A 20,043-nucleotide genomic window follows, 5' to 3' on the forward strand; every position below is an offset into this window, starting at 1 on the left:
GGATTTTTAGAGGTTCTCTTAATATATTTTCTTATAGAATTAGGATATGAAAAACAATAATAAAAAATCTATATACTCCTGGGCACTGTATGACTGGGCAAATTCTGCCTATGCAACCACTGTTATGGCTGGGTTTTTCCCTATATTTTTCAAGTCTTATTACAGTGTGGGAACTGAGGTGACTGTGAGTACCGCGCAGCTCGGATTTGCAAATTCAATTTCGAGTTTTGTGGTAGTGCTTCTTGCGCCTTTGCTTGGGGCTGTGGCTGATGCAGGTTCACTCAAGAAGCGTTTTTTGTTTCTTTTTGCATTTTTGGGTATTTTGATGAGTGCCTCACTGGCTCTTGTCGAGCAGGGAAACTGGCAGATGGCGGCACTTGTCTATACGCTGGGAAATATCGGTTTTATGGGATCAAATATTTTTTATGACGCTTTGCTTCCCTCTGTGAGTAATGATAAAAATGTTGACTATGTTTCAGGCCTGGGCTTTGCCCTTGGATATCTCGGAGGCGGTATTTTGTTTGCCTTGAATGTTTTTATGGTACAGGAACCCGCCTTTTTCGGTTTTGAAGACAAGGCTGCGGCGATAAAAGCTTCTTTTGTCAGTGTTGCAGTGTGGTGGGCGGTTTTTTCATTGCCTCTTTTGCTTTTTGTAGAGGAGAAGAAGGGAGACAAAGAGCAGAAAAATATTTTATTGGTTGCAGGGTATCTGCGTTTGAAAAAAACCTTTCAAAGAGTGGCAAGTCTTAAAGGACTTTTGCTTTTTTTGGTGGCATACTGGCTCTATATTGACGGGGTGGACACTATTATCCGTATGGCTGTTGATTACGGAATGGCGCTGGGGTTTGACAGCAGCAAGCTTATAATGGCCTTGCTTATTGTGCAGTTTGTCGGTTTCCCTGCCACACTCATTGTTGCCAAACTTGCCGATATCTGGGATACAAAAAAAGTTATCTATCTTTGTATCGCTGTCTATATATTTATTATTGTTTATGCTGCGATGATGGAAGATGTCTATGAATTTTATATACTGGCAATACTTATTGCATTGGTTCAGGGAGGTATTCAGGCACTGAGCCGTTCCTATTATGCCAAAATGATACCGCAAAAATATGCGGCAGAATTTTTCGGATTTTATGATCTTCTTGGAAAATTTGCAGTTATCATAGGGCCGCTTTTGGTAGCCTTTGTCGCACTCTTTAGCCATAATTCAAGACTCTCGATTGCTTCTGTTGCCATTCTTTTTATTCTCGGCGGACTGCTTCTCTTTTTTGTAGATGAGAAAAAAGTCGCAAAAGATGTGCGCCAGGCAATGGAATGAGATGCAAATTAATATACCTCATCATGTGAACCGATGTCTATAAGAATGATCTGCTCATCTATAATGATAAAATCTATGAGGATTCTGTAATCCATATCAATAGAGACAGAATGATATTCACTTAACGGCCCCTGCAGTTTGTGCAAACGCAGTGAAGGGTGAAAAGGGTTTTTCTGTAAAAGAAGAATAGTTTTTGTGTATTTTCCTTTTAAATTTTGATGCTTTTTAAAAAACTTTTTTACTGTTTTTTCATACTTTTTACTAAAAGTGATTTCATACATCAGCTATCTCTTTTAAATGTTTTGCAATATCTGTATGATAATCTTCATTTTTAATATCCTCCATTACCTCTGTATAAGCACGGTCAAGTTCCAAAGCACGAAGCTCTTTATACCTTTCTATGTCCATAACGACATACTTTTTTTCACCACGAAAATTGATAATAACCTCGTCCCATTTCTCCAAGAGTTCTCCAAAAAGAGAAACGCCTCGTTTTTTTACTTCATTTGCGCTGACTGTCATAAGAATATCCTTAAAAGTACTTTTAAGAGTATTATAACACAGTTTTAATACAAGCCGTTTATCTGCGCATCACTGTCCATCATAAAGAGGGCATTGTTGACAACTTCATCGCCGGCATTGAGTCCGCTTGTTATGATGTATGTTTCATTATTGAGCGGTTTGACATTGACTTCCATCGGTTCATACTCTCCCTCAAATTCTCCGACAACAAAAACATAGTATTTTCCGTCTTTTAAGATAACCGCACTCTGCGGCAGTGTCAGATACTCTTTTGCCTTGTCTTTTGAAATTACATCCGCATACATTCCCGGAAAAAGTGTATGGTCTTTGTTCGCCAAAGTGAGTCGCATAGTGAGCGTTGCCTCTTTTGGACTCAGATTTGGATAAAGAAACTTTGAATGCGTCTCGTATGTTTTATCGGTTGTTTTAAAACTGACACGAAAGTCATTGGCATGTTTGAGCCATTTGACATCATCTTCAAAGACCTTTACCTCAACCCAGACGTCATCAAGATTGACTATCTCAAAAAGATTTGTTTTTGCATTAAAAGCAGATCCTTCATTGATATTTTTCATAAAGATATAACCGCTTTGCGGTGCATAGATTGTTGTGTTCGGTGATACTTTTCTCATCTTTATAACTTGAGAAATCTCATTTGGCGCGACTTCCAGCAAAGAAAGTTTCAGCTTTGCACTCTTGAGCATACCTTTGTTTGGTCTGTTTTTTGTGTAGTTGTACGAGTTGACATAGTCCTCTTTTGCTTTGTATACTTCAGGAGAGTAGACAACTGCCAAAGGCTCGCCTTTTTTGACATATTTGTAAATTTTGTCGGCATAAAGTTTTTCGACAAATCCTCCAAAACGGGGACTCACTTCATACACTCTCGCTTCATTTGCTTTGACAAAACCGTAATTTTTTTTGCTGTGGCTTGTTTTTGTTTTTTGTACCTTGACGGTCTGAACTGAAAAAAGCTGTTCCACCGATGCTTCTTTTGCCGATACCATCAACGGCAGCAAAAGTAGTAATAATTTTAAATTTTTCACTGTAATTCTCCTTTAAGTTGTGCTATTTTGGCTTGTGCCAGGTTGTAGTTTGCGACGGCTTTGATACTTTTTTGTTCCAAATCAAGTTTTTGAAACAGGACATCTATATATTTGAACAAATCAGCCCCGACAGAGATGGAAGAGCTTGAAAGCTCAAACATGTGAGCAACCTGGGGAAGAGCTTCATCTTGAATAATATGATATATTTCATAAGAAGAGAGCATTTGCGCATAATAGGCTTCAAGCTCGGCATTGACAGATATCTGAGTATCTGCTTTTTGGCTTGTAGCGGAGAGAACCAAGGCGCGTGCTTCTTCTTCTTTGTAGTCTTCCGTGCCGTATATAGGCAGGCTCAAGCCGAAACCAAAATTAAAATAGTTGTTGAAATTTTCTCGAAGAGCATAGCCTGCGATGAGATTAATGTCCGGATAGTTGTTGAGATCTGCCATTTTTAACTTTGCATTTTGTTTGAGAATCTCTTTGTCTTTTATTTTAATATCCGGGTTCTCTGCTAAAGATTTTTGCAGTTGTCCCAAATCCGGTTTTTCCCCCATTTGTATATTTATATCCAAATGGTGTACTTTAAATGAGGCCAGATAGGAGAGTCTTGCATAGGCAGCATTGATTTTTTCACGCAAAACACTTTTTTGGATTTGCAGATCTGAGAGGGAGAGTTCCGCTTTCATTATTCCGATATGCTGGTTCTCATCAATACTTGTGTAGGATTCGTACAGATCAATGTTTTGCTGTGTCAGTGTGACATACTCATCAATAATTTTATACAATTCATTCAGTTTCCAAATGGTATAGGCTTCACTCTTTATCTGTGCAACCAGTTTTGTTTTTGCTGCATTTAGTTTTTCCTGCAACAAAGCATCTTCCGCTTCTGCAATTTTTTTGTTGGTTTCACGTTTATTGTAAAAAGGAATTTTTTGTTTGAATGTCACCACAGACTGACTCATCGCCTGCGAAGAATTGAGTGTATTTTTTGTTATGAGCAGTTGGGGGTTTTCAAATTGGTCGGAGACTGCTATATTATATCTGTTTGCCTCAATTCTTTCATTGATAGCTTCCAGCGACGGTTTTTTTGCCAAAGAGATGTCAATAATTTCACTCAGGCTGACTGCCTGTGCTCCGGAGCAAAGTAGGAAAATACCCAGTATCACTGTTTTCATAAATTATTCCTCTGTTTTTTTAGTTTTCAAAGTATAGCATGCTAATGTGTAGTGTTTGTGAGTTTTGTTGCTTATATGTCTACGCTAACTCAGTCAACGAAGCGGTGAGAAAGCCTTTTATTGTTAAGATGTTGTTTTAATAAAAAGGGAAAAAATGAAAGAGATAGAAGAATTACTGCAAAAGTACAACCACTTTAAGCATGAACAACTGCGTTCAATACAACAGCTGCCCGATACAAAAATTGTGACACTTGTGGTGCAGGATGACGAGGGGGAGGATATTCACACTGTTAAAATTACTTTTAGCGGTATCAATGCTTCGAGAATTTTGGAAAACCATGTCCTCTCTTTCTTAGATATGGGCTTTGGGATAACACTTATCAAAGAAAACAACCTCTATGGCTTTGCCCTTGGAAGCGGAAGTACAATGTTACATGTACACAATGCGCCTTTGTACATTGTCGCTTCTGATATCAAGATAGAAGAGAGCTAGCTTTATTCCTTAACATAGCTTTCAGTTTGTTTGCTATAAGCTATTTGTATGAAGAACTCAAAAAATAAATTTTTTATGATTGGGATTACCATTTTGCTTGTATGGGTTTTTATAGAAGCATACTTCTACATGATAGCTGTAGAGGCACAAAAAAACTATACTGACAATTTACTCAAAGATGCACGGGAACATTACGAAGAAATAGAAAATATCCGTAATCTTCCTGCCGAGATTGGAACTTTTTATGTGAAAGAAGGTGATGCCTTTAAAAAAGTTGATCCCAGTCTGCCTGTACAAACCCTCTTGAAACAATACCAAACAAACGATTTTTACTATACAGTGACTCCAAAGGTGCAACAAAAAGCTCTTTATAAGCTTGAGAGCGAAAAAAAAAGGCTTTATTATGTTTATAAAGAGATTGCCATTGATATGGATGCCTCTTTCTATGTAGAGAAGATACAGAGCGTCTGGTTCAAGTTTTTTGCAGTAAGTTTTTTATTTACTGTTTTTACACTTGTCCTTCTTTTTCTCATCAGGTTTTTACAAAAAAAGAGTAGTAGTTATGAAAAGCTAAGCAATACGCTTGAACTCAAAGTTCTCCAGCAGACAAAACTGCTCGAAGCAGAACATGCCAAAAAAGAGATTTATCTGGAGACGCTTTTTGAAAAGAGTCCCAATATCATCATTATCACAACCGGCAACAGTATTACCCGGGCGAATGAGGCATTTTTTAAATTTTTCAAAGAGTATGCTTCTTTGGAAGAGTTTAAAAGAGAGCATGAATGCATTTGTGACTTTTTTTGTGCATCATGCCATGGTGATACCATCAACAGCACAAAAATGCAATGGGTGGAAGATGTTCTGGGTGAGGAAGAGCCAATCATAAAAATCTGTTACCTGGAGCAGGAATACTATTTTTCTGTGTATGCCAAAAAGATATATGAAGAGAATAAAATGCATATGATGGTGACATTAAATGATATAACAGAAATATATAATATTCGGCATAAATTTGAAGATTTGTCCATGCAGGACGCACTGACAAATATTTACAACAGGCGGTACTTTAATGTAGTGTTTCCGCAGGAGCTAAACAGAGCAAAAAGAACCCATGAGAGTTTTTGTTTTGTGATTATGGATGTGGACAATTTTAAACTCTACAATGATAACTACGGGCATGATGCAGGGGATGAGGCACTTCAAAGCATTACTGCAAAAATCACAGAACTGACACAGCGTGCCAATGAGTTCTTTTTCCGTTTGGGCGGAGAAGAGTTTGGCTTTGTCTGCAGTGCCTATACAAAAGAGGAAGCCTTTAGACACCTGCAAAATATATGCAAAGAGGTGCAAAACCTGAAAATTGAGCATCTTTACAATGAAAAGTATGGAGTGCTTACTATATCTATAGGCGTATGTTATCTCTCTGATGCACGCGAGGGTGAAGTGAAATATATTTATAAAAGTGCGGACAATGCCCTCTATAAAGCAAAAGAGAGCGGAAGAAACAAAGTTGTTCTATTTGAAAACTGTTGAGAGCGCTTTTTTTGTCAAAGAAGAGATTGGAGCGCTGTGCAAGGCCTTTGTTTCTACCCAGATGCCATCTTCAAAAGAGTCGAGTGTGTAGAGCTTTACATGTAGGCGGTATTTTGTGTAGGCGTGTTTGAAACTGCCTAAAAAATCTTCTTCTATCGGGTCGACGGCAGGAAGTTCAAGCATGCCTTTGTACATGTTTCCTGTAGCAGGGGTAAGAGCTATTTTTTCATTTTGTATGCAAATACCGTAAAAAAGTTCGAGTGATTCATACTCTTTTTTCTTTGTTTTTGTATATAACTCCGCTTCTGTTTTTCCCTGACAGGTTTTTTGTAGCGGACACTCTTCGCATTTTGGATTTTTGGGCAGGCAGACAAGCGAACCCAAATCCATAAGGGCAAGGTTATGGCTTCTGGTGTCTTTGTGATTAAGGAATTTTTGTGCGTATTCCCAAACTGTTTTGTCCTTTACATGTAAGAGGGCAAAATAACGCTTGAGCACTCTTGCTATGTTTGTATCGACAACAGGAATATTCTGATTGCAGCCGAAACTGCAAACGGCACTTGCGGTGTATTGCCCTATGCCGGGCAGAGAGAGCAGCTCCTTGTAGTCTGTCGGCAGAGATTTTGGTGAAAGTCGGGCTGTTTTATGAAGATTTCTTGCACGCGAATAGTACCCAAGTCCGCTCCATGCCGCTAAAACATCATCCAGCGGTGCATTTGCAAGGCTTTGAAGTGTGGGAAATTTCTCCAAAAACTGGGGGTAGTATTCATCCCGTACACGATTGACCTGTGTTTGTTGGAGCATGATTTCGCTGAGATATACACGGTAGATGTCCTGTGTATTTCGCCAGGGAAGCTCATGCCTGCCTGCTTTTTCATACCATGCCAAAAGTTCTTTCTGTGCCTGTTTTATCTTTTTTATAACAACTGCTCCTTGAGAAATTCGCTGTAGTGCCCTTCTTGTTCTTCAAGTTCTTCATGCGTGCCGCGTTGGACTATTTCGCCTTCATTGAGGACATAAATCATATCGGCATTTTTAACAGTGCTGAGTCTGTGGGCGATGGTAATGACTGTTTTTTTCTCAAGCAGGGGAGCGAGTGCTCTAAAGAGTTTGGCTTCGGTGTGTACATCGAGTGCAGAAGTTGATTCATCAAAAATGACGACACTCGGATTTGCAATTATCATTCTGGCGATGCTGAGTCTTTGTCGTTGCCCGCCTGAAAGGCGTATGCCGTGATGCCCGACGAGGGTGTCAAGTCCGCTTGGCATAGTTTGGAGCATGTCAGAGAGCTGGGCGATTTCAAGAGCTTTGTGGATGGCCTCATCGCTAATGTTTTCATGTCCCATGGTGATGTTAAATCTGAGTGAAGCGTTAAAGAGGATAGGCATCTGCAGGACTAAAAATATTTTTTGGCGCACGGAGTGTTTGTCCAGCTCTTCTGTGGGAATATCATTATATTTGAGTTCGCCGGATGTTTTTTCATAAAAACCGGCAATAATCTGAGCAAGGGTTGTTTTGCCGCTGCCGCTTGCACCGATAAGCGCTGTTTTTGAACCGTATTTGACATCAAAAGTTATCTCTTTAAGAATGAGCTTATCACTTGAGGCATAACTGAAGCATATATTTTTTAAAGAAATATCAACGCTCTTTGTTGTAAGTTTTTTCTCCCCGCTCGTTTCTGTTTTGAGTGTCAGGACTTTGTTGATACGCTCTAAAGCAGCTTTGGCGGAGGCATAACTGTACTGCATGGAGAGGATGTCCTGGACCGGTGTCATGATAAACCAGATGTAGCCAAACATGGCAAACATCATACCGATACTCAGATCACTGTAGGCTACAAGCAAAAGTCCTGAAGCACGAATGAGTTCAAAAACACTTAAAAAGATTGTATAAGAGAGTTTTTCATAGGCGACACTTTTAAAGCTGAATTCATTGGAAGTATCCTGAATTTTTTTTGCCTGTTCTATCGCTTTGCCAAAAAAATGCTGTTCTTTGTTACTGGCCTTTATCTGCCCGAACAGTTCAAGCGTTTCGCCGACATTTTCCTGAAATTCTGCAATTGCCTGGTTCTCTTCTTTTTTGAGTTCTCCCACGCGTGCGGACATTTTCTTGCTGACAAACATGATAAGCGGCTGCACAAAAAGTATGAGTATGCCCAAAACAGGATTGATAACAATCATCACGATACCGACGGCAAGAAGGGTTAAAACAGAGGCAACAAAACGTGAAGCACTGCTCATAATAAATGCATCAAGGGTATTGATGTCGGTGATAAGATTTGCCGTAATAGCACCGCTTCCAAGGGTCTCATAGGCATTCATGGAAGTTTTTTGGAGATGTTTTAAAAGACGTGAACGTATCATAAAAGTGACATATTTTGAAATTTTTGTAAATATTTTTGTGCTGAGTACCCCTAAAAAGTAGTATAAAAAGCGTAAAAATATAACAGCAAAGGCAACAAGCCCAATATAGTAAAAAGCAGAACCGCTCCCTAAAAATTTGTTAATAGTTGGAACAATATACTCCGGCTTGTGCAGCAGGACTTCATCTACCATGACCGGCAGCATCAAAGGAATGGGAACACTGACGATGATAGCCAAAATGGTCAAAATCTGCCCGTTTATCAGAGAAGATTTTTTATGCAGCGCTAATGCAAAGATGGATTTTATAGTGACAGGTTTTTGATTCATAAAAGAATTATATCTCAAAAAAGCAGACTCTAAAGTTAACTTTTTTATGTTTTTAGATATTTCAGGTATAATATATTGTGAAAAAATAGATAAGGACAGGTTATGAAGAAAATATTATTGGCAGTTGTCTTTGCCGGCTTACATGTAATGGTGCTTAACGGGGATGATATTACACAAAAGCATATTCAGCAACAGATACAAAAAGAACAAAAATATGCAAAAGAGCAGAGGTTTTATCAGGGAAAAGATTATAATCTCTCAGCAGTGGAAGTGGACCCAAGTGATTTGGATGCAATCCCTACCATTGAACCGGAAAATGATTTTGATATGACGGATGTCTACAGAGATGATATTTAATGGGGATATTTTGAAAATAGACGGATTTTATAGCTGAATAAGTTCTTTTTAAGCAATAATATCAAATAATTCTTAAAAGATAATATTTTTCTATTAATGAAAGTATGCTCTTTACTAAAAAAAGGATTCTCCGTGAAGAAAATGATTTTTTCATTATCAGTTGTTATATCATCCCTCTATGCTTCAGACACTCTCCTGTTAGAACAGGCAAAACAAAATTTTGCGCTATTGCCAAAAACATTTTCTTCTGCGCAATATACCATGACGCCGGAAAAAATCAGACTTGGAAAGATGCTTTTTCATGAAAAAAGAGTTTCTATAGACGGAACAACGAGTTGTGCAAAATGCCATCCGTTTAGTTATTACGGAGCAGACAATCTTGAAAAATCAAGAGGGAATTTTGGGAAACTGAATCCAAGAAATGCACCAACGGTCCTCAATGCTGCAGGTCAGGTTTCTCAGCATTGGCGCGGAGACAGAAAAGATGTTGAAGAGCAGGCAAGAAAGGCATTGCTCGGAAAAGGCTCTTTTGGTGCACCTTCTAACGAGTGGGTGGAAAAGAAGCTGCAAAGTATTGAACAATACCGTATTTTGTTTAAAAAAGCATTTCCAAATGATACGAAGCCGATAAGCGTTGCCAATTATGCAAAGGCGATTGGAGCATGGGAGCGCACACTTTCAACACCTTCACGGTTTGACGAATTTTTAGAGGGCAAAACAAATGCTTTGACACAAAAAGAAAAAACGGGGCTTAAAACATTTATAAAAACAGGCTGTGCCTCTTGTCATTCAGGAGCACTGCTTGGCGGTACAATGCTGCAAAAATTTGGAGTTGTTGCGCCTTACTGGGAGTATACCAAAAGCAAGAAGATTGATGAAGGTCGCTACAATGTCACGAAAAAAGAAGAAGACAAATATCTCTTTAAGGTACCGCAACTTAGAAATGTTGCAATGACTTCCCCTTATTTTCATGATGGCAGTGTTGCATCATTGCAAGAAGCTGTAAAAATAATGGCAAAGGTGCAGTTAGGGGTAGATTTATCGCAAGAGGAAACAGAAAGTATTTATCTGTTTTTACAATCTTTAACAGGGAAATTATCGCAAGATATAGTGACTGTGCCTATTTTACCGGAGACAAATTAAAACACAGAAGCCATTATATATTGGCTTCTATGGCTCTGGCAATACGAAGGATGGTTTCATCCTTTCCGATGACAGACATAACGACATCAAGTCCCGGACCGCTCATTTTACCCAGCAGTGCCACACGAAGCGGATTGCCGATTTTTCCAAAACCGATTTCCATCTCATTGACAAGGGCTTCCATCACATGATGATAGTCACTTGGCAGGTGCAGCTCTTTTGCTTCATCAAGTTTGTTTGCAAAATGTTCAAGAATTTCAATCGCATTGCCTTTAAAGGCTTTTTTGACCGCTTTTTCATCATATGACTGCGGTGTTGTCACTATCTCATTGATAAGCGTTGCCAGCTCTTTGAGGGTTTTTGCCCGTTCTTTAAGGGCATCAAGCAAAATCTCTTTTTTATCGTGTGAACTTAGTACCACGCCAAAATCAGCGAGCAGTTCCGTCAGTTCTTCATTAGGTGTGTTTTTAATGTAGTGGGCATTGAGCCAGTCGAGTTTTTCCGTATTGTAAATGGAGGCTGATTTGTTGATGTCTTTTGGATCAAACAGCTCTTTCATCTCATCCATAGAAAAAATCTCCTGATCCCCGTGGCTCCAGCCAAGACGCACAAGAAAGTTAAGCAGTGCCTGTGGTAAATATCCCATCTCTTTGTATGCCATGACATCTGTCGCACCGTCACGTTTTGAGAGCTTTTTGCCCTGCGCATTGTGAATCATAGGGACATGGTAAAATTTCGGAACATCAAATCCGAGCGCTTCATAAACGACGATTTGTTTAGGAGTGTTTGAGAGGTGGTCGTCTCCGCGGATAACTTCATTGATACCCATCAAAGCATCGTCTATTGCCACGACAAAGTTATAGGTAGGACTTCCGTCTGCACGGGCAATGACAAAATCATCCAAAATATCTTCTGCCTGAAAGACAATATCGCCTTTGACACCGTCATGCACGACTATTTCACCGCTTAGAGGTGCTTTGATGCGGATGACAGGATCAACACCTTCGGGAGGAGTTCCGCAAAAGTCACGGTATCTGCCATCATATTTTGTCCGTTCTTTGTTTGCCATTTGTTGCTCACGCAAAGCATCAAGTTCCTCTTTGCTCATATAGCATTTGTAGGCTTTGCCCTCATCAAGCAGCTGCTGTATGTATTTTTTGTAAATATCTTCACGTTTGCTTTGGTAGGTGATTTCTCCGTCTGCTTCAAGTCCAAGCCATTCAAATGCTTTTAAAATGGCCTCTGTTGCCTCTTGAGAATTTCTTGCTTTGTCGGTATCTTCAATGCGAAGAAGAAACTTTCCCTTGTTCTTTCTTGCCCACAGATAAGAAAAAAGAGCCGTGCGTAAACCGCCAATATGCAGATAGCCTGTAGGAGATGGAGCAAAACGAGTAACAACCATGATATACCTCTTGTGTTAGTGTTCACTTCTTATGTAAACTTAGCGTGAGGCTCAGACTGGCAAGGAGAATTTGCCCTCTAAGTTAAGGTTACATAAGAAGTTTCTTGCAATTTTAGGCAATTGTTGGTTAAAGGCTGGTAAAATACTCTATTAAAATTAACAAAATGGATTTTTATGTTTAAATTACTCGTATTACTTATGCTTGCAAGCTTAGTAAATGCAGAAGTCTATGACGGTGTCGCAATTGTTGTAGAAGATAAAGCAATTACTCTGCTTGATATTGAAAAAGAGATGCAGCAGGCGCATATAGATGCAAAAAAAGCGTCCGACATCCTTATTCGTAAAAAACTTGAAGAGCTTGAAATTGCCAAAAGAGATATTTCGGTTTCAAGTACGGAAGTGTATGATGATATTAAAAAAATGGCTGAAGCAAACGGATTGACAATCAGTCAGTTGTATGATGCTGTGAGAGAACAAAGCGGTTTGAGTTCTACAGAATTCAAAGAAAAAATAAAACAAAAACTTTTAAGCCAAAAGCTTTATGTTGCCATTGCAATGTCATCACTCTCCGAACCGACTGACGAAGAGATAAAAGAGTATTACGAGCTGCACAAAAAGCAGTTTAACCATCCCGAATCTTTTTCTGTCATCATAAACGAATCAAAAGACAAAAGCCGACTGCAGGAAAAAGTAGACAATCCAATGTTTTATGCACCCGATATCAAGACACAGGAGCAGGTATTGCCTTACAATAAAATTCCGCCACAGCTTGCGGCAATCTTGGAAAAAACACCCCCAGACCATTTCACTCCGGTTTTGCCTGACGGCAGAGGCGGTTTTATGTGTTGTTATGTAAAGTCGACAACAAAATCAAAAAAAGTGGATCTGAAAAAGCTGAAACCGCAGATCATCAATGCGATTATGGCAGAAAAACGTGAAGCGGTTTTGAGTGACTATTTTGCACGGCTTCGTGACAATGCAGATATCAACATTATCAGACTGCCCAAATAAACTATGCTCAGCGATAAAAATTTTATAAACATAGCTTCAGAAATAGCCTCAGCATCCAAATGCGTTTCAAAACAGGTCGGTGCTGTCATTGTCAAAGACGGACGCATCTTAAGCACAGGCTACAACGGAACGCCTGCAGGCTATACGAACTGCTGTGATCACTGGAACGACGAATACACCAAAGAGCACCATGAGTGGAGCAAGACATACGAAATTCATGCAGAGATGAACGCGATTATCTGGGCGGCGAGAAAAGGCATCTCCATTGAGGGCGGAACAATTTACGTCACTTTGGAACCTTGCAGCGAATGCAGCAAAAACTTGATCGCCAGTGGCATCAAACGCATTGTATATGCCAAAGAGTATGAACATACTCACTCCAAAACCATCTCAAAGTTTTTGGAAGATAACGGAGTAAGCATAGAGCAGTTAGCTCTTTAAAAGTTCTTTTGCTTTAGATATAGGAAGACGATTGCCATGCCTTGCGGGTATTTATTTATATCTAAACTACTTAAAAAAATATAAAGGTTGGACACAACAGCAACAGATGTTAGTTGCTTAAGAAAATTTATCATTGTTTTTTGAAAATAAGTTTTAAATTTAATAGAAAAGCATCTATTATTTTGTTAGAATAGTAGTATATGCTTAAAATGGAGTTCATTATGCTAACCTTAAAACAAGAACAACTATTTGAAGAAATAGACATTTTACCGATAGATTTAAAAACTAAAATTGTTGATAAGTTACTGGCAAGTATCACACCTTCAAATGCTGCAATAGATTCTTTATGGATTAAAGAGGTAAATAGACGTAGAGATGAGATAGAAACCAATCAAGTTTCACATGTTAACGGGGATGAAGTTTTTAAAAAAATTTTTCAAAGATTAAACGCATAGTATGATATATTTTTTTCACCCTGATGCAGAAGCTGAACTTAATGCTTCAGTAAATTATTATGAAGAATGTCAAACTCATTTGGGTTTAGAGTTTGCACATGAAATTTACAAAACAATCCAAAGAATTATAGAATTTCCAGATGCTTGGCAAAAGCTTGATAAAGATATTCGAAGATGTTTAACAAATCGTTTTCCCTTTGGTGTAGTTTACTATCAAAAAGATGATGAAATAATAATTTTAGCAGTTATGCAACTTCAAAGAAAACCTAACTATTGGAAATCAAGAAAGACATAGGAATTCCACCCCTGTGAGTAAATCTCCACTTTTAGGGTGTAAAGTAACAAAGATGGCAGTTACTCACCCGAGTCCCCTCTGTAGTAAGAATCTATAGTTTTAAATTTTAAATAAAATTATGATAAATTAAAATGATAAAAATAATTTCAAAAGGTAGCAAAATGACAGCACCAATAATTGAAGCAAAAAAAGTTATTGAAACTTTATTACAAGAGTCATCATATGATGAGATTATAAGAGAATTGGCTTTTGATAGAATGATTAAGAAGGGTTTGCAAGAATCTAAAAAAAGAAAACTTACTATTGAGAGTCTTTTTTAGATTACAAAACTAACTGTGCTTAAATGTCAGCAAAACATACGAGCCAAATGAATGATAAAAGAGTAAGCATAGAGCAGTTAGCTCTTTAAAAACTCTTTTGCTTTTTCTGGCGGACGGGCGATGATTGCCTCTTTGTCATCTTTTATAATGATGGGACGTTCTATCAGTTTTGGATGCTCCGCCATCGCTTCTATAAGTTTGTCCTCATCTTTTTCATTTTGCAAATCAAGTTCTTTGTAAATGGCCTCTTTGGTACGCATCATCTCTCTCGCACTTTGCAGTCCGAGCATTTTTATAATGTTTTTGAGTTGTGCGGCACTCGGACGTTCGTCAAGATACTTGACAACATCGGCAGCAATACCGTTTTCTTCTAATATTTTAAGCGCCTCTCTCGATTTTGAACATCGCGGATTGTGTAAAATAGTGTATTTACTCATTCTCTTTCCTTTTTTTTAGTAGAATTTTACACTATAATAGTTGCAATTGATTAATAAAGAGGGTTTTGGAATGAAATATAAAAACAAATCATTAAAACTTGCCGAGTTTGCAAGGGAGTTGTTGACAAAACATTCTCTTGAAGATGGTCTGCCTCTGATTGCAAAATATGTCAAAGATGTCATAGGTGCCGAGCGGTGTTCTATATTTATATATGATGCTGCTGCAAATGAGGTGTGGACAACCCTGGCGGATGAAGTTAAAAAAATAACACTTCGTGCAGATAAAGGGTTGGTGGGGTATACACTCAAGGCAAAGAAACCTGTTGTAGCAAATGATGCCTATGCCCATCCGGAGTTTTTGCCCGAAATTGATTCGGCGACAGATTATATTACAAAAAATATCATAACAGCACCAATATTCAGTTCCAAAAGAGAGATTATCGGGGTGATGGAACTTTTAAACAAAGAAGAAGGATTTGATGAAGAAGATGTCCGTTTTATGATATTTTTTGCACATTATGTCAGCGGATTTTTAGAACTGCTGCATACGTATTTAGATCAAGAAAAGAGAGTGGATTAATATGAAACAATTAAAGAGAATTGCCGAATTCGGTAAAAAACTGATGACAACCAATGCGATTGATGATGCAATTGTTTTGATAAGTGATGAGGCAAAATCTCTTGCAGAGGCACAAAGATGTTCTATATTTATTGTGGACAGTGATGATGAGATACTCTGGACGACACACAGTGACGGAATGGGAAAAATCGTTGTCAGTGCGGATGCGGGGATAGTTGGCGCCACATATAAAAGCAAGACACCGCAGATAGTGAACAAACCTTATGAAGACGAGCGGTTTTTACAGCACATAGATAAAAAAAGCGGCTATCTGACCGAAAACATGCTGACAGTTCCTGTATTTGATTCAAAGAGAAATGTAATGGGCGTGATGCAGCTGCTTAACAAAGAAACAGACTTTACCCCGCAGGATCTGGAGACACTCACTTTTTTTGCCAATTATGTAAGTGGAAGCCTGGAACTTGTACTGATAACACAGATACAAGGCGGGGAATAAACACCTTGTATTTTCTCGACATTACATTGTAATATTGAGAACTTTGTGTGCTTTACTGATAAGTTCGTGATCAACAGCTCTGTCTGCAGGATCAATGGCTTTCATTGTTTTTGCAAGGGTGACTAAAAGTGCTCCTGCTATTTCCGGAAGTTTGTTTTCAAGCTCAATTTCAAGTGATAAAACCGGTGGATAAAAGCTAAGCGTTTGCGCAACATCTTTTGCATCTGTTTCTGCTTCAAGTTTTTTAAATGCCACCTATGTAGCAAATTATTTAGTTTTTAGTAAAGTGTGAGCATCATAGGCTAATCGAATGACGCCGACGGCATAGTTTGAGGAGTTGTTGTAACGCATAATTTTTTGTACATATTTTCTCATATACTGCAGGTGCTTTTTGCCTTTGCTGAAACATTGGTATGCTTTGCCGCTTTTGCTGCTTTTTTCATAGCAAAACGATGCATTGTCGTATTTGTAGGCATAGGCGTACCACTCTTGTTCTGTTTTTGGAATATCAGGCATTTTTTTCCAGTCAATGAGTGTGTCAAATTTTGCCTTTACATGTAAGAACTTCGCAGCAGAGAGGATGGCGTCTTCCATTTTACTCAAGTCTGCGACTTTGCCTTTGTAGCTGTCCGTGTAGATAAAACTGTTTGGCATAAACTGCGGGATGCCTATGGCACCGGCGTAGGAGCTTGCTAGATTACACTGTTGGGGTTTGACACCTTTTTTGTAGCAGTGTTCTATAATCGAAGCCATATTTGTTTTGCCCATTTTTAAGAGCCACTTGTTTCGGTGGGTATCGGGTTTTGTGCGTGTTACGATAGTGTTGAAAACAATGAAGGCATCATGTGTCGGTTTTATTTTGCCGAGTTTTGTCTCTTTGAGCAAAATGGCGGCAATGATTTCACGGTTGACATGATATTTATTTTCGGCATAGTCGTAAACATCTTTGTATTTTTGAAGATTTTTTACCATTTTTGGAACATATTTTATCAGTACATTGTTTGCCTGTTTCTCTTTTTCTTTATGGTATTTTATTTTTGAAGGCTGTATGTATTTCCAGGTTATTTCATCATACTTTTGTGTTTTAAAATAGGAGAGTAGAAATTGGTTGGCATATTTGTAACTGACGCCGTGTTTGACGACTTTTTTGCAAATATCTTCATAATGTCTGTTTGTAAAATTGCAGTTGTCATATTTTGCAAAAAGTACACTGCCAAGGAGCAGTAAAAATATAAATTTAGTTTTCATTGATTTCTTGAAGCCTTTGTGGTGTGCCTATATCATGCCACATTTTGTTAAATACTTCGCCACTGACAAGATTTTTGTCGATATTTTTTCTCAAAAGCGGAGCGAGCGGGCTTTTTTGTAACGCTTCGTTTTCAAAGAGTTTTGGATGGTAGTAGCCTATGCCGGAAAAGGTGTACATTGTTTTGTCTTTATTTGTTACAAGTCCATTTTTGAGTCCAAAGTCTCCTGTTGGATTGTGTACAGGATTGGGTACCAAAACAAGATGGGCAAACACGTCGATGAGTTTGAAATTCGGATTGAATTCATATTCGCAAAATATATCGCCGTTGACAACCAAAAAAGGAGCATCTCCTAAAAGTGGCAGTGCTTTTTTGATACCGCCGGCACTCTCGAGGGCTCCGCTGTTTTGCTCATTCGAGTAGTGAATTCTGACATGCCACCGTGAGCCGTCTCCGAGAGACTCCTGGATTTTATGGCCAAGATGGGCAATATTGATAACGATCTCCTCAAAACCGTTTTGAGCCAGCTTTTCAATATGCCACTCTATCAGCGCCTTTCCCTTTACATGTAACAAGGGCTTTGGCAGAGTATCGCTCAAAGGACGTATGCGCTCACCCCGACCTGCCGCAAGTATCATCGCTTTCATCATATGCTCTCCTTTTTTTATGGGTTTTAACCTGGCTATTCGTCTTGAAAGACACAAAGCCCGCGCTACAGAAAAAAATTTAGTTTTTTTCTAAGTCATGCTTTAGCATAGAAAGTACGGGTTCCGGGAAAATCATTTAACTTAATGGAACCCAGACTTCAGTCTGGGCTGAGTTGCTGTCAAAGTACAAGGCGAAGCTAAAGCATCGCTTCCGAAGAGTTTAGCACATGTTCTTTGAAACCTAGACTTCAGTTTCAATGACATTAAGTTAAGCGGCTTTTTCGGAACCCAGACTTCAGTCTGGGCTGAGTTGCCGTAAAAGTTTCCCAAACTCTTTGGTCTCCTCATATCGTAAAGCCGTTTCAATCACATAACGCAGTGTCAGCGGAATATTTTTTACATATCCCTCTTTGCCGTCACGCAAATGCAGACGCGAAAAAATCCCCAACACCTTTATATGCCGCTGCAGCCCCATAAAATCAAACCACTTTAAAAACTCTTCATTGCTTACATGTAAACCCTTTTTACGGGCAAACAAAAGTGCCAGCGCCTCGATCTCTTTGCGCTCAAAAGAGATATAACAGTCTTTTAAAAGCGAAACCAGATCATAGGTGAGTGCCCCGCTCATGGCATCCTGATAATCAATTATACCGAGTTCATTTTTGCTTGTGAACATAATATTTCGCGAGTGAAAATCACGATGTACAAAAATGTTTTGCGGCTGAGACAGTACAACACCGGATATCGCCTCAAGGGTAGAAGATATCAGCCTCTTTTGTTCTTTGTTTACATGTAAAGCAAGCTTTTTCTCCAAATACCACTCTTGCATTAAATCCATCTCTGTATGGAGAAATTTTTTGTCATACAGCGGCAGGTTTTTCGTATCGGCACTTTGCATTTGTATTATTGCATCAATGGCTTTTTCATACAGGCTTTTAAAGTTTTCACGCTTGAGTACATCCAGCAGTTGCGTATCACCGAAATCTTCTAAAATAAGATATCCAAGAGAGAGATTTTTTGCAAGAATTTTTGGTGCTTTGACCTTTACATGTAAGAGTCTTGAAGTGATGTTTACAAAGGGTGACAAAGAGTGTTTTTCCAAAGAGGCATCCAGCAAAATAACAGAATGATTTTTATATGAAAGCCGATAATATTTTCTAAAACTTGCATCGGCAGAGGCAATATGTATGTCATAATCTTTATAGGGAGTGGTTTGCAACCATGCTTTAATCTGCTGCATAAATAGCTCCTGCTACGGAATCTTTTTGGGCACCGGTAACTTTGGCGAGGGCAAGCGGCTCTTTGTGCAGGCGTTTCTTTGCAAACCAGGCAAATGCCATGGCTTCTAAAAAATCACTGCTGATCCCGAGGGCATCGCTTGCAATTACTTTGGCGTGGCACAGTGTGCTGAGTCTTTGCATCAAAAAGCTGTTTTTTACGCCGCCGCCGCAAATTATGAGCTGTGTAGCCTGTGTGGCATTGACGTCATTGGCAATGGAGCGGGCGGTAAGTTCGAGCAGGGTTTTTTGTATCTGTGCATCGGATAAATGTGCAAAATTTTGCAGTTGTTGTTCAAGCCATGCGGCATTAAAATACTCTCTGCCCGTACTTTTTGGCGGTTTTTGCCTGAAATAGTCATCGTCAAGCATTGTTTTGAGCAGTTCTTCATCTGCTTCGCCGCTTTTTGCAAATGCTCCCTCTGCATCATAATTTTTCTGTTGAGTTTTTTGCATCCACACATCCATCAAAACATTCCCGCAGCCGACATCCCAACCGCCAAAAGTATCAAAAAGCAAAGAGATATTTGCCATCCCTCCGATGTTTAGCACCGCTCTGTTTTCTTGTGTATCTGCAAATAAAAATTGATGAAAAGCAGGAGCAAAAGGCGCTCCCTGACCGCCGTTGGCTATGTCTTTGCCTCTAAAATCAGCTACAGTCGTGATGCCTGTCTTGGCTGCAACGATGTTTGCGTTGCCTAGCTGCATGGAAAAAGGATACAAAGAATCAGGTTCGTGCCAAAGTGTCTGTCCGTGCAGACCGACGGCAACTATACTCTTTAGATGTAAAGCATTGCTTTTTATAAAATCATTGATACTCTCTGCAAAAAGAAGCCCGAGTCTGCTGTCACATTCTCCGATTTGTTTTAAAGTGGCAGAATTGGCTGCAAGTTTGAGAACTTCTTCTTTTAATTCGTCTGGAAAAGGATACTCCTGTGCCGCAAGGAGTTTGCAGTTTGCAGTATCTATTTCACACAGAGCAATGTCAATGCCGTCAAGACTTGTCCCGCTCATAACACCGATGTAGAGTTCTTTTTTTATCATGTTTTTCCTGTTTCTTTTGATTATTATATCTATTTAGTAATAATTTTTTGTAACCTGGGCTCTAGTTTTGAAAGACACAAAGCCCGCACTACAGAAAAAATTTAGTTTTTTTCC

At 39.0% G+C, this 20,043-nt stretch carries 25 protein-coding genes; 12 read left to right on the forward strand and 13 right to left on the reverse strand.

The annotated features are described in order from the left end of the window. The first annotated feature begins 46 nt into the window (after nt 1-46). On the forward strand, nt 47-1,321 hold the full coding sequence (locus ETP70_RS00615; protein WP_151899353.1) for an MFS transporter: 1,275 nt from the start codon (nt 47-49) through the stop codon (nt 1,319-1,321). 8 nt (nt 1,322-1,329) lie between these two features. Here the strand turns inward: ETP70_RS00615 and ETP70_RS00620 are convergent, their stop codons facing one another. The 4 genes from ETP70_RS00620 to ETP70_RS00635 are packed head-to-tail and all read right to left on the reverse strand — an operon-like array spanning nt 1,330 to nt 4,061. After that, nucleotides 1,330-1,602 carry a type II toxin-antitoxin system RelE/ParE family toxin gene (locus ETP70_RS00620; RefSeq protein ID WP_151899354.1) on the reverse strand — a complete coding sequence of 91 codons (273 nt, stop codon included), beginning with the start codon at nt 1,600-1,602 and terminating at the stop codon, nt 1,330-1,332. Further along, nucleotides 1,595-1,843, reverse strand: coding sequence for a prevent-host-death protein (locus ETP70_RS00625; protein WP_151899355.1), 249 nt, complete (start codon nt 1,841-1,843; stop codon nt 1,595-1,597). The genes ETP70_RS00620 and ETP70_RS00625 overlap by 8 nt, the downstream gene beginning before the upstream one ends. Nucleotides 1,844-1,887: 44 nt before the next feature. Further along, nucleotides 1,888-2,886, reverse strand: coding sequence for an efflux RND transporter periplasmic adaptor subunit (locus ETP70_RS00630; RefSeq protein WP_188110011.1), 999 nt, complete (start codon nt 2,884-2,886; stop codon nt 1,888-1,890). After that, on the reverse strand, nt 2,883-4,061 hold the full coding sequence (locus ETP70_RS00635; protein ID WP_151899356.1) for a TolC family protein: 1,179 nt from the start codon (nt 4,059-4,061) through the stop codon (nt 2,883-2,885). The genes ETP70_RS00630 and ETP70_RS00635 overlap by 4 nt, the downstream gene beginning before the upstream one ends. A 154-nt stretch (nt 4,062-4,215) precedes the next feature. Between ETP70_RS00635 and ETP70_RS00640 the strand changes: the two genes are divergently transcribed. Further along, on the forward strand, nt 4,216-4,554 hold the full coding sequence (locus ETP70_RS00640; protein ID WP_151899357.1) for a hypothetical protein: 339 nt from the start codon (nt 4,216-4,218) through the stop codon (nt 4,552-4,554). Nucleotides 4,555-4,602: 48 nt separating this feature from the next. After that, nucleotides 4,603-6,087 carry a sensor domain-containing diguanylate cyclase gene (locus ETP70_RS00645; RefSeq protein ID WP_151899358.1) on the forward strand — a complete coding sequence of 495 codons (1,485 nt, stop codon included), beginning with the start codon at nt 4,603-4,605 and terminating at the stop codon, nt 6,085-6,087. Here ETP70_RS00645 and ETP70_RS00650 read toward each other — a convergent pair. Next, nucleotides 6,070-6,975, reverse strand: coding sequence for an A/G-specific adenine glycosylase (locus ETP70_RS00650; protein WP_230973284.1), 906 nt, complete (start codon nt 6,973-6,975; stop codon nt 6,070-6,072). The genes ETP70_RS00645 and ETP70_RS00650 overlap by 18 nt on opposite strands. Nucleotides 6,976-7,004: 29 nt before the next feature. Further along, nucleotides 7,005-8,777: an ABC transporter ATP-binding protein gene (locus tag ETP70_RS00655; protein WP_151899360.1), complete on the reverse strand. Its 1,773-nt coding sequence runs from the start codon at nt 8,775-8,777 to the stop codon at nt 7,005-7,007. Between the two features lie 102 nt (nt 8,778-8,879). Here ETP70_RS00655 and ETP70_RS00660 point away from each other — a divergent pair, with 102 nt between their 5' ends. After that, nucleotides 8,880-9,134, forward strand: coding sequence for a hypothetical protein (locus tag ETP70_RS00660; protein WP_151899361.1), 255 nt, complete (start codon nt 8,880-8,882; stop codon nt 9,132-9,134). A 141-nt stretch (nt 9,135-9,275) separates the two neighbouring features. Then, nucleotides 9,276-10,277: a cytochrome-c peroxidase gene (locus tag ETP70_RS00665; RefSeq protein ID WP_151901467.1), complete on the forward strand. Its 1,002-nt coding sequence runs from the start codon at nt 9,276-9,278 to the stop codon at nt 10,275-10,277. A gap of 13 nt (nt 10,278-10,290) precedes the next feature. Here ETP70_RS00665 and gltX read toward each other — a convergent pair whose 3' ends face one another. Continuing rightward, the gene (gltX, locus tag ETP70_RS00670) at nt 10,291-11,679 is read right to left on the reverse strand and encodes a glutamate--tRNA ligase (protein ID WP_151899362.1); all 1,389 of its coding nucleotides are present in this window, start codon (nt 11,677-11,679) and stop codon (nt 10,291-10,293) included. A gap of 174 nt (nt 11,680-11,853) precedes the next feature. Between gltX and ETP70_RS00675 the strand changes: the two genes are divergently transcribed. The 5 genes from ETP70_RS00675 (at nt 11,854) to ETP70_RS00695 (ending at nt 14,201) form a co-directional block, all read left to right on the forward strand. Next, entirely contained in the window at nt 11,854-12,690 is an 837-nt protein-coding gene (locus tag ETP70_RS00675; protein ID WP_151899363.1) for a peptidylprolyl isomerase, read from the forward strand. Nucleotides 12,691-12,693: 3 nt separating this feature from the next. After that, entirely contained in the window at nt 12,694-13,131 is a 438-nt protein-coding gene (locus ETP70_RS00680) for a deoxycytidylate deaminase (protein ID WP_151899364.1), read from the forward strand. Nucleotides 13,132-13,352: 221 nt separating this feature from the next. Beyond that, the gene (locus ETP70_RS00685) at nt 13,353-13,586 is read left to right on the forward strand and encodes an addiction module protein (protein WP_188110013.1); all 234 of its coding nucleotides are present in this window, start codon (nt 13,353-13,355) and stop codon (nt 13,584-13,586) included. Between the two features lies 1 nt (nt 13,587). After that, entirely contained in the window at nt 13,588-13,881 is a 294-nt protein-coding gene (locus tag ETP70_RS00690) for a type II toxin-antitoxin system RelE/ParE family toxin (protein ID WP_151899366.1), read from the forward strand. 131 nt (nt 13,882-14,012) lie between these two features. Next, entirely contained in the window at nt 14,013-14,201 is a 189-nt protein-coding gene (locus ETP70_RS00695) for a hypothetical protein (RefSeq protein WP_151899367.1), read from the forward strand. Nucleotides 14,202-14,278: 77 nt separating this feature from the next. Here the strand turns inward: ETP70_RS00695 and arsC are convergent, their stop codons facing one another. Continuing rightward, nucleotides 14,279-14,638: an arsenate reductase (glutaredoxin) gene (gene arsC, locus ETP70_RS00700; RefSeq protein WP_151899368.1), complete on the reverse strand. Its 360-nt coding sequence runs from the start codon at nt 14,636-14,638 to the stop codon at nt 14,279-14,281. 40 nt (nt 14,639-14,678) lie between these two features. On the opposite strand from arsC, the gene ETP70_RS00705 reads away from it, so the two are divergent. Continuing rightward, nucleotides 14,679-15,218, forward strand: a complete 540-nt coding sequence (locus ETP70_RS00705; protein WP_230973285.1) for a GAF domain-containing protein — start codon at nt 14,679-14,681, stop codon at nt 15,216-15,218. 1 nt (nt 15,219) lies between these two features. Further along, nucleotides 15,220-15,714, forward strand: a complete 495-nt coding sequence (locus ETP70_RS00710) for a GAF domain-containing protein (protein ID WP_151899369.1) — start codon at nt 15,220-15,222, stop codon at nt 15,712-15,714. A gap of 21 nt (nt 15,715-15,735) precedes the next feature. On the opposite strand, the gene ETP70_RS00715 is transcribed toward ETP70_RS00710, so the two are convergent. The 5 genes from ETP70_RS00715 to ETP70_RS00735 form a co-directional block, all read right to left on the reverse strand. Beyond that, nucleotides 15,736-15,969 (reverse strand): DUF1931 family protein, encoded by a 234-nt coding sequence (locus ETP70_RS00715; RefSeq protein ID WP_151899370.1) that lies wholly within the window; start codon nt 15,967-15,969, stop codon nt 15,736-15,738. 12 nt (nt 15,970-15,981) lie between these two features. Further along, entirely contained in the window at nt 15,982-16,962 is a 981-nt protein-coding gene (locus tag ETP70_RS00720) for a lytic murein transglycosylase (protein ID WP_151899371.1), read from the reverse strand. Continuing rightward, nucleotides 16,952-17,611 (reverse strand): N-acetylmuramate alpha-1-phosphate uridylyltransferase MurU, encoded by a 660-nt coding sequence (gene murU / locus ETP70_RS00725; RefSeq protein WP_230973286.1) that lies wholly within the window; start codon nt 17,609-17,611, stop codon nt 16,952-16,954. The genes ETP70_RS00720 and murU overlap by 11 nt, the downstream gene beginning before the upstream one ends. A gap of 292 nt (nt 17,612-17,903) precedes the next feature. Next, nucleotides 17,904-18,848, reverse strand: a complete 945-nt coding sequence (locus tag ETP70_RS00730; RefSeq protein WP_151899372.1) for an aminoglycoside phosphotransferase family protein — start codon at nt 18,846-18,848, stop codon at nt 17,904-17,906. Further along, complete coding sequence (locus tag ETP70_RS00735; RefSeq protein WP_151899373.1) at nt 18,835-19,929, reverse strand: anhydro-N-acetylmuramic acid kinase; 1,095 nt, start codon at nt 19,927-19,929, stop codon at nt 18,835-18,837. The genes ETP70_RS00730 and ETP70_RS00735 overlap by 14 nt, the downstream gene beginning before the upstream one ends. Between the last annotated feature and the right edge of the window lie 114 nt (nt 19,930-20,043).

The organism is Sulfurimonas hydrogeniphila, from assembly GCF_009068765.1.
Lineage (GTDB): Bacteria > Campylobacterota > Campylobacteria > Campylobacterales > Sulfurimonadaceae > Sulfurimonas > Sulfurimonas hydrogeniphila.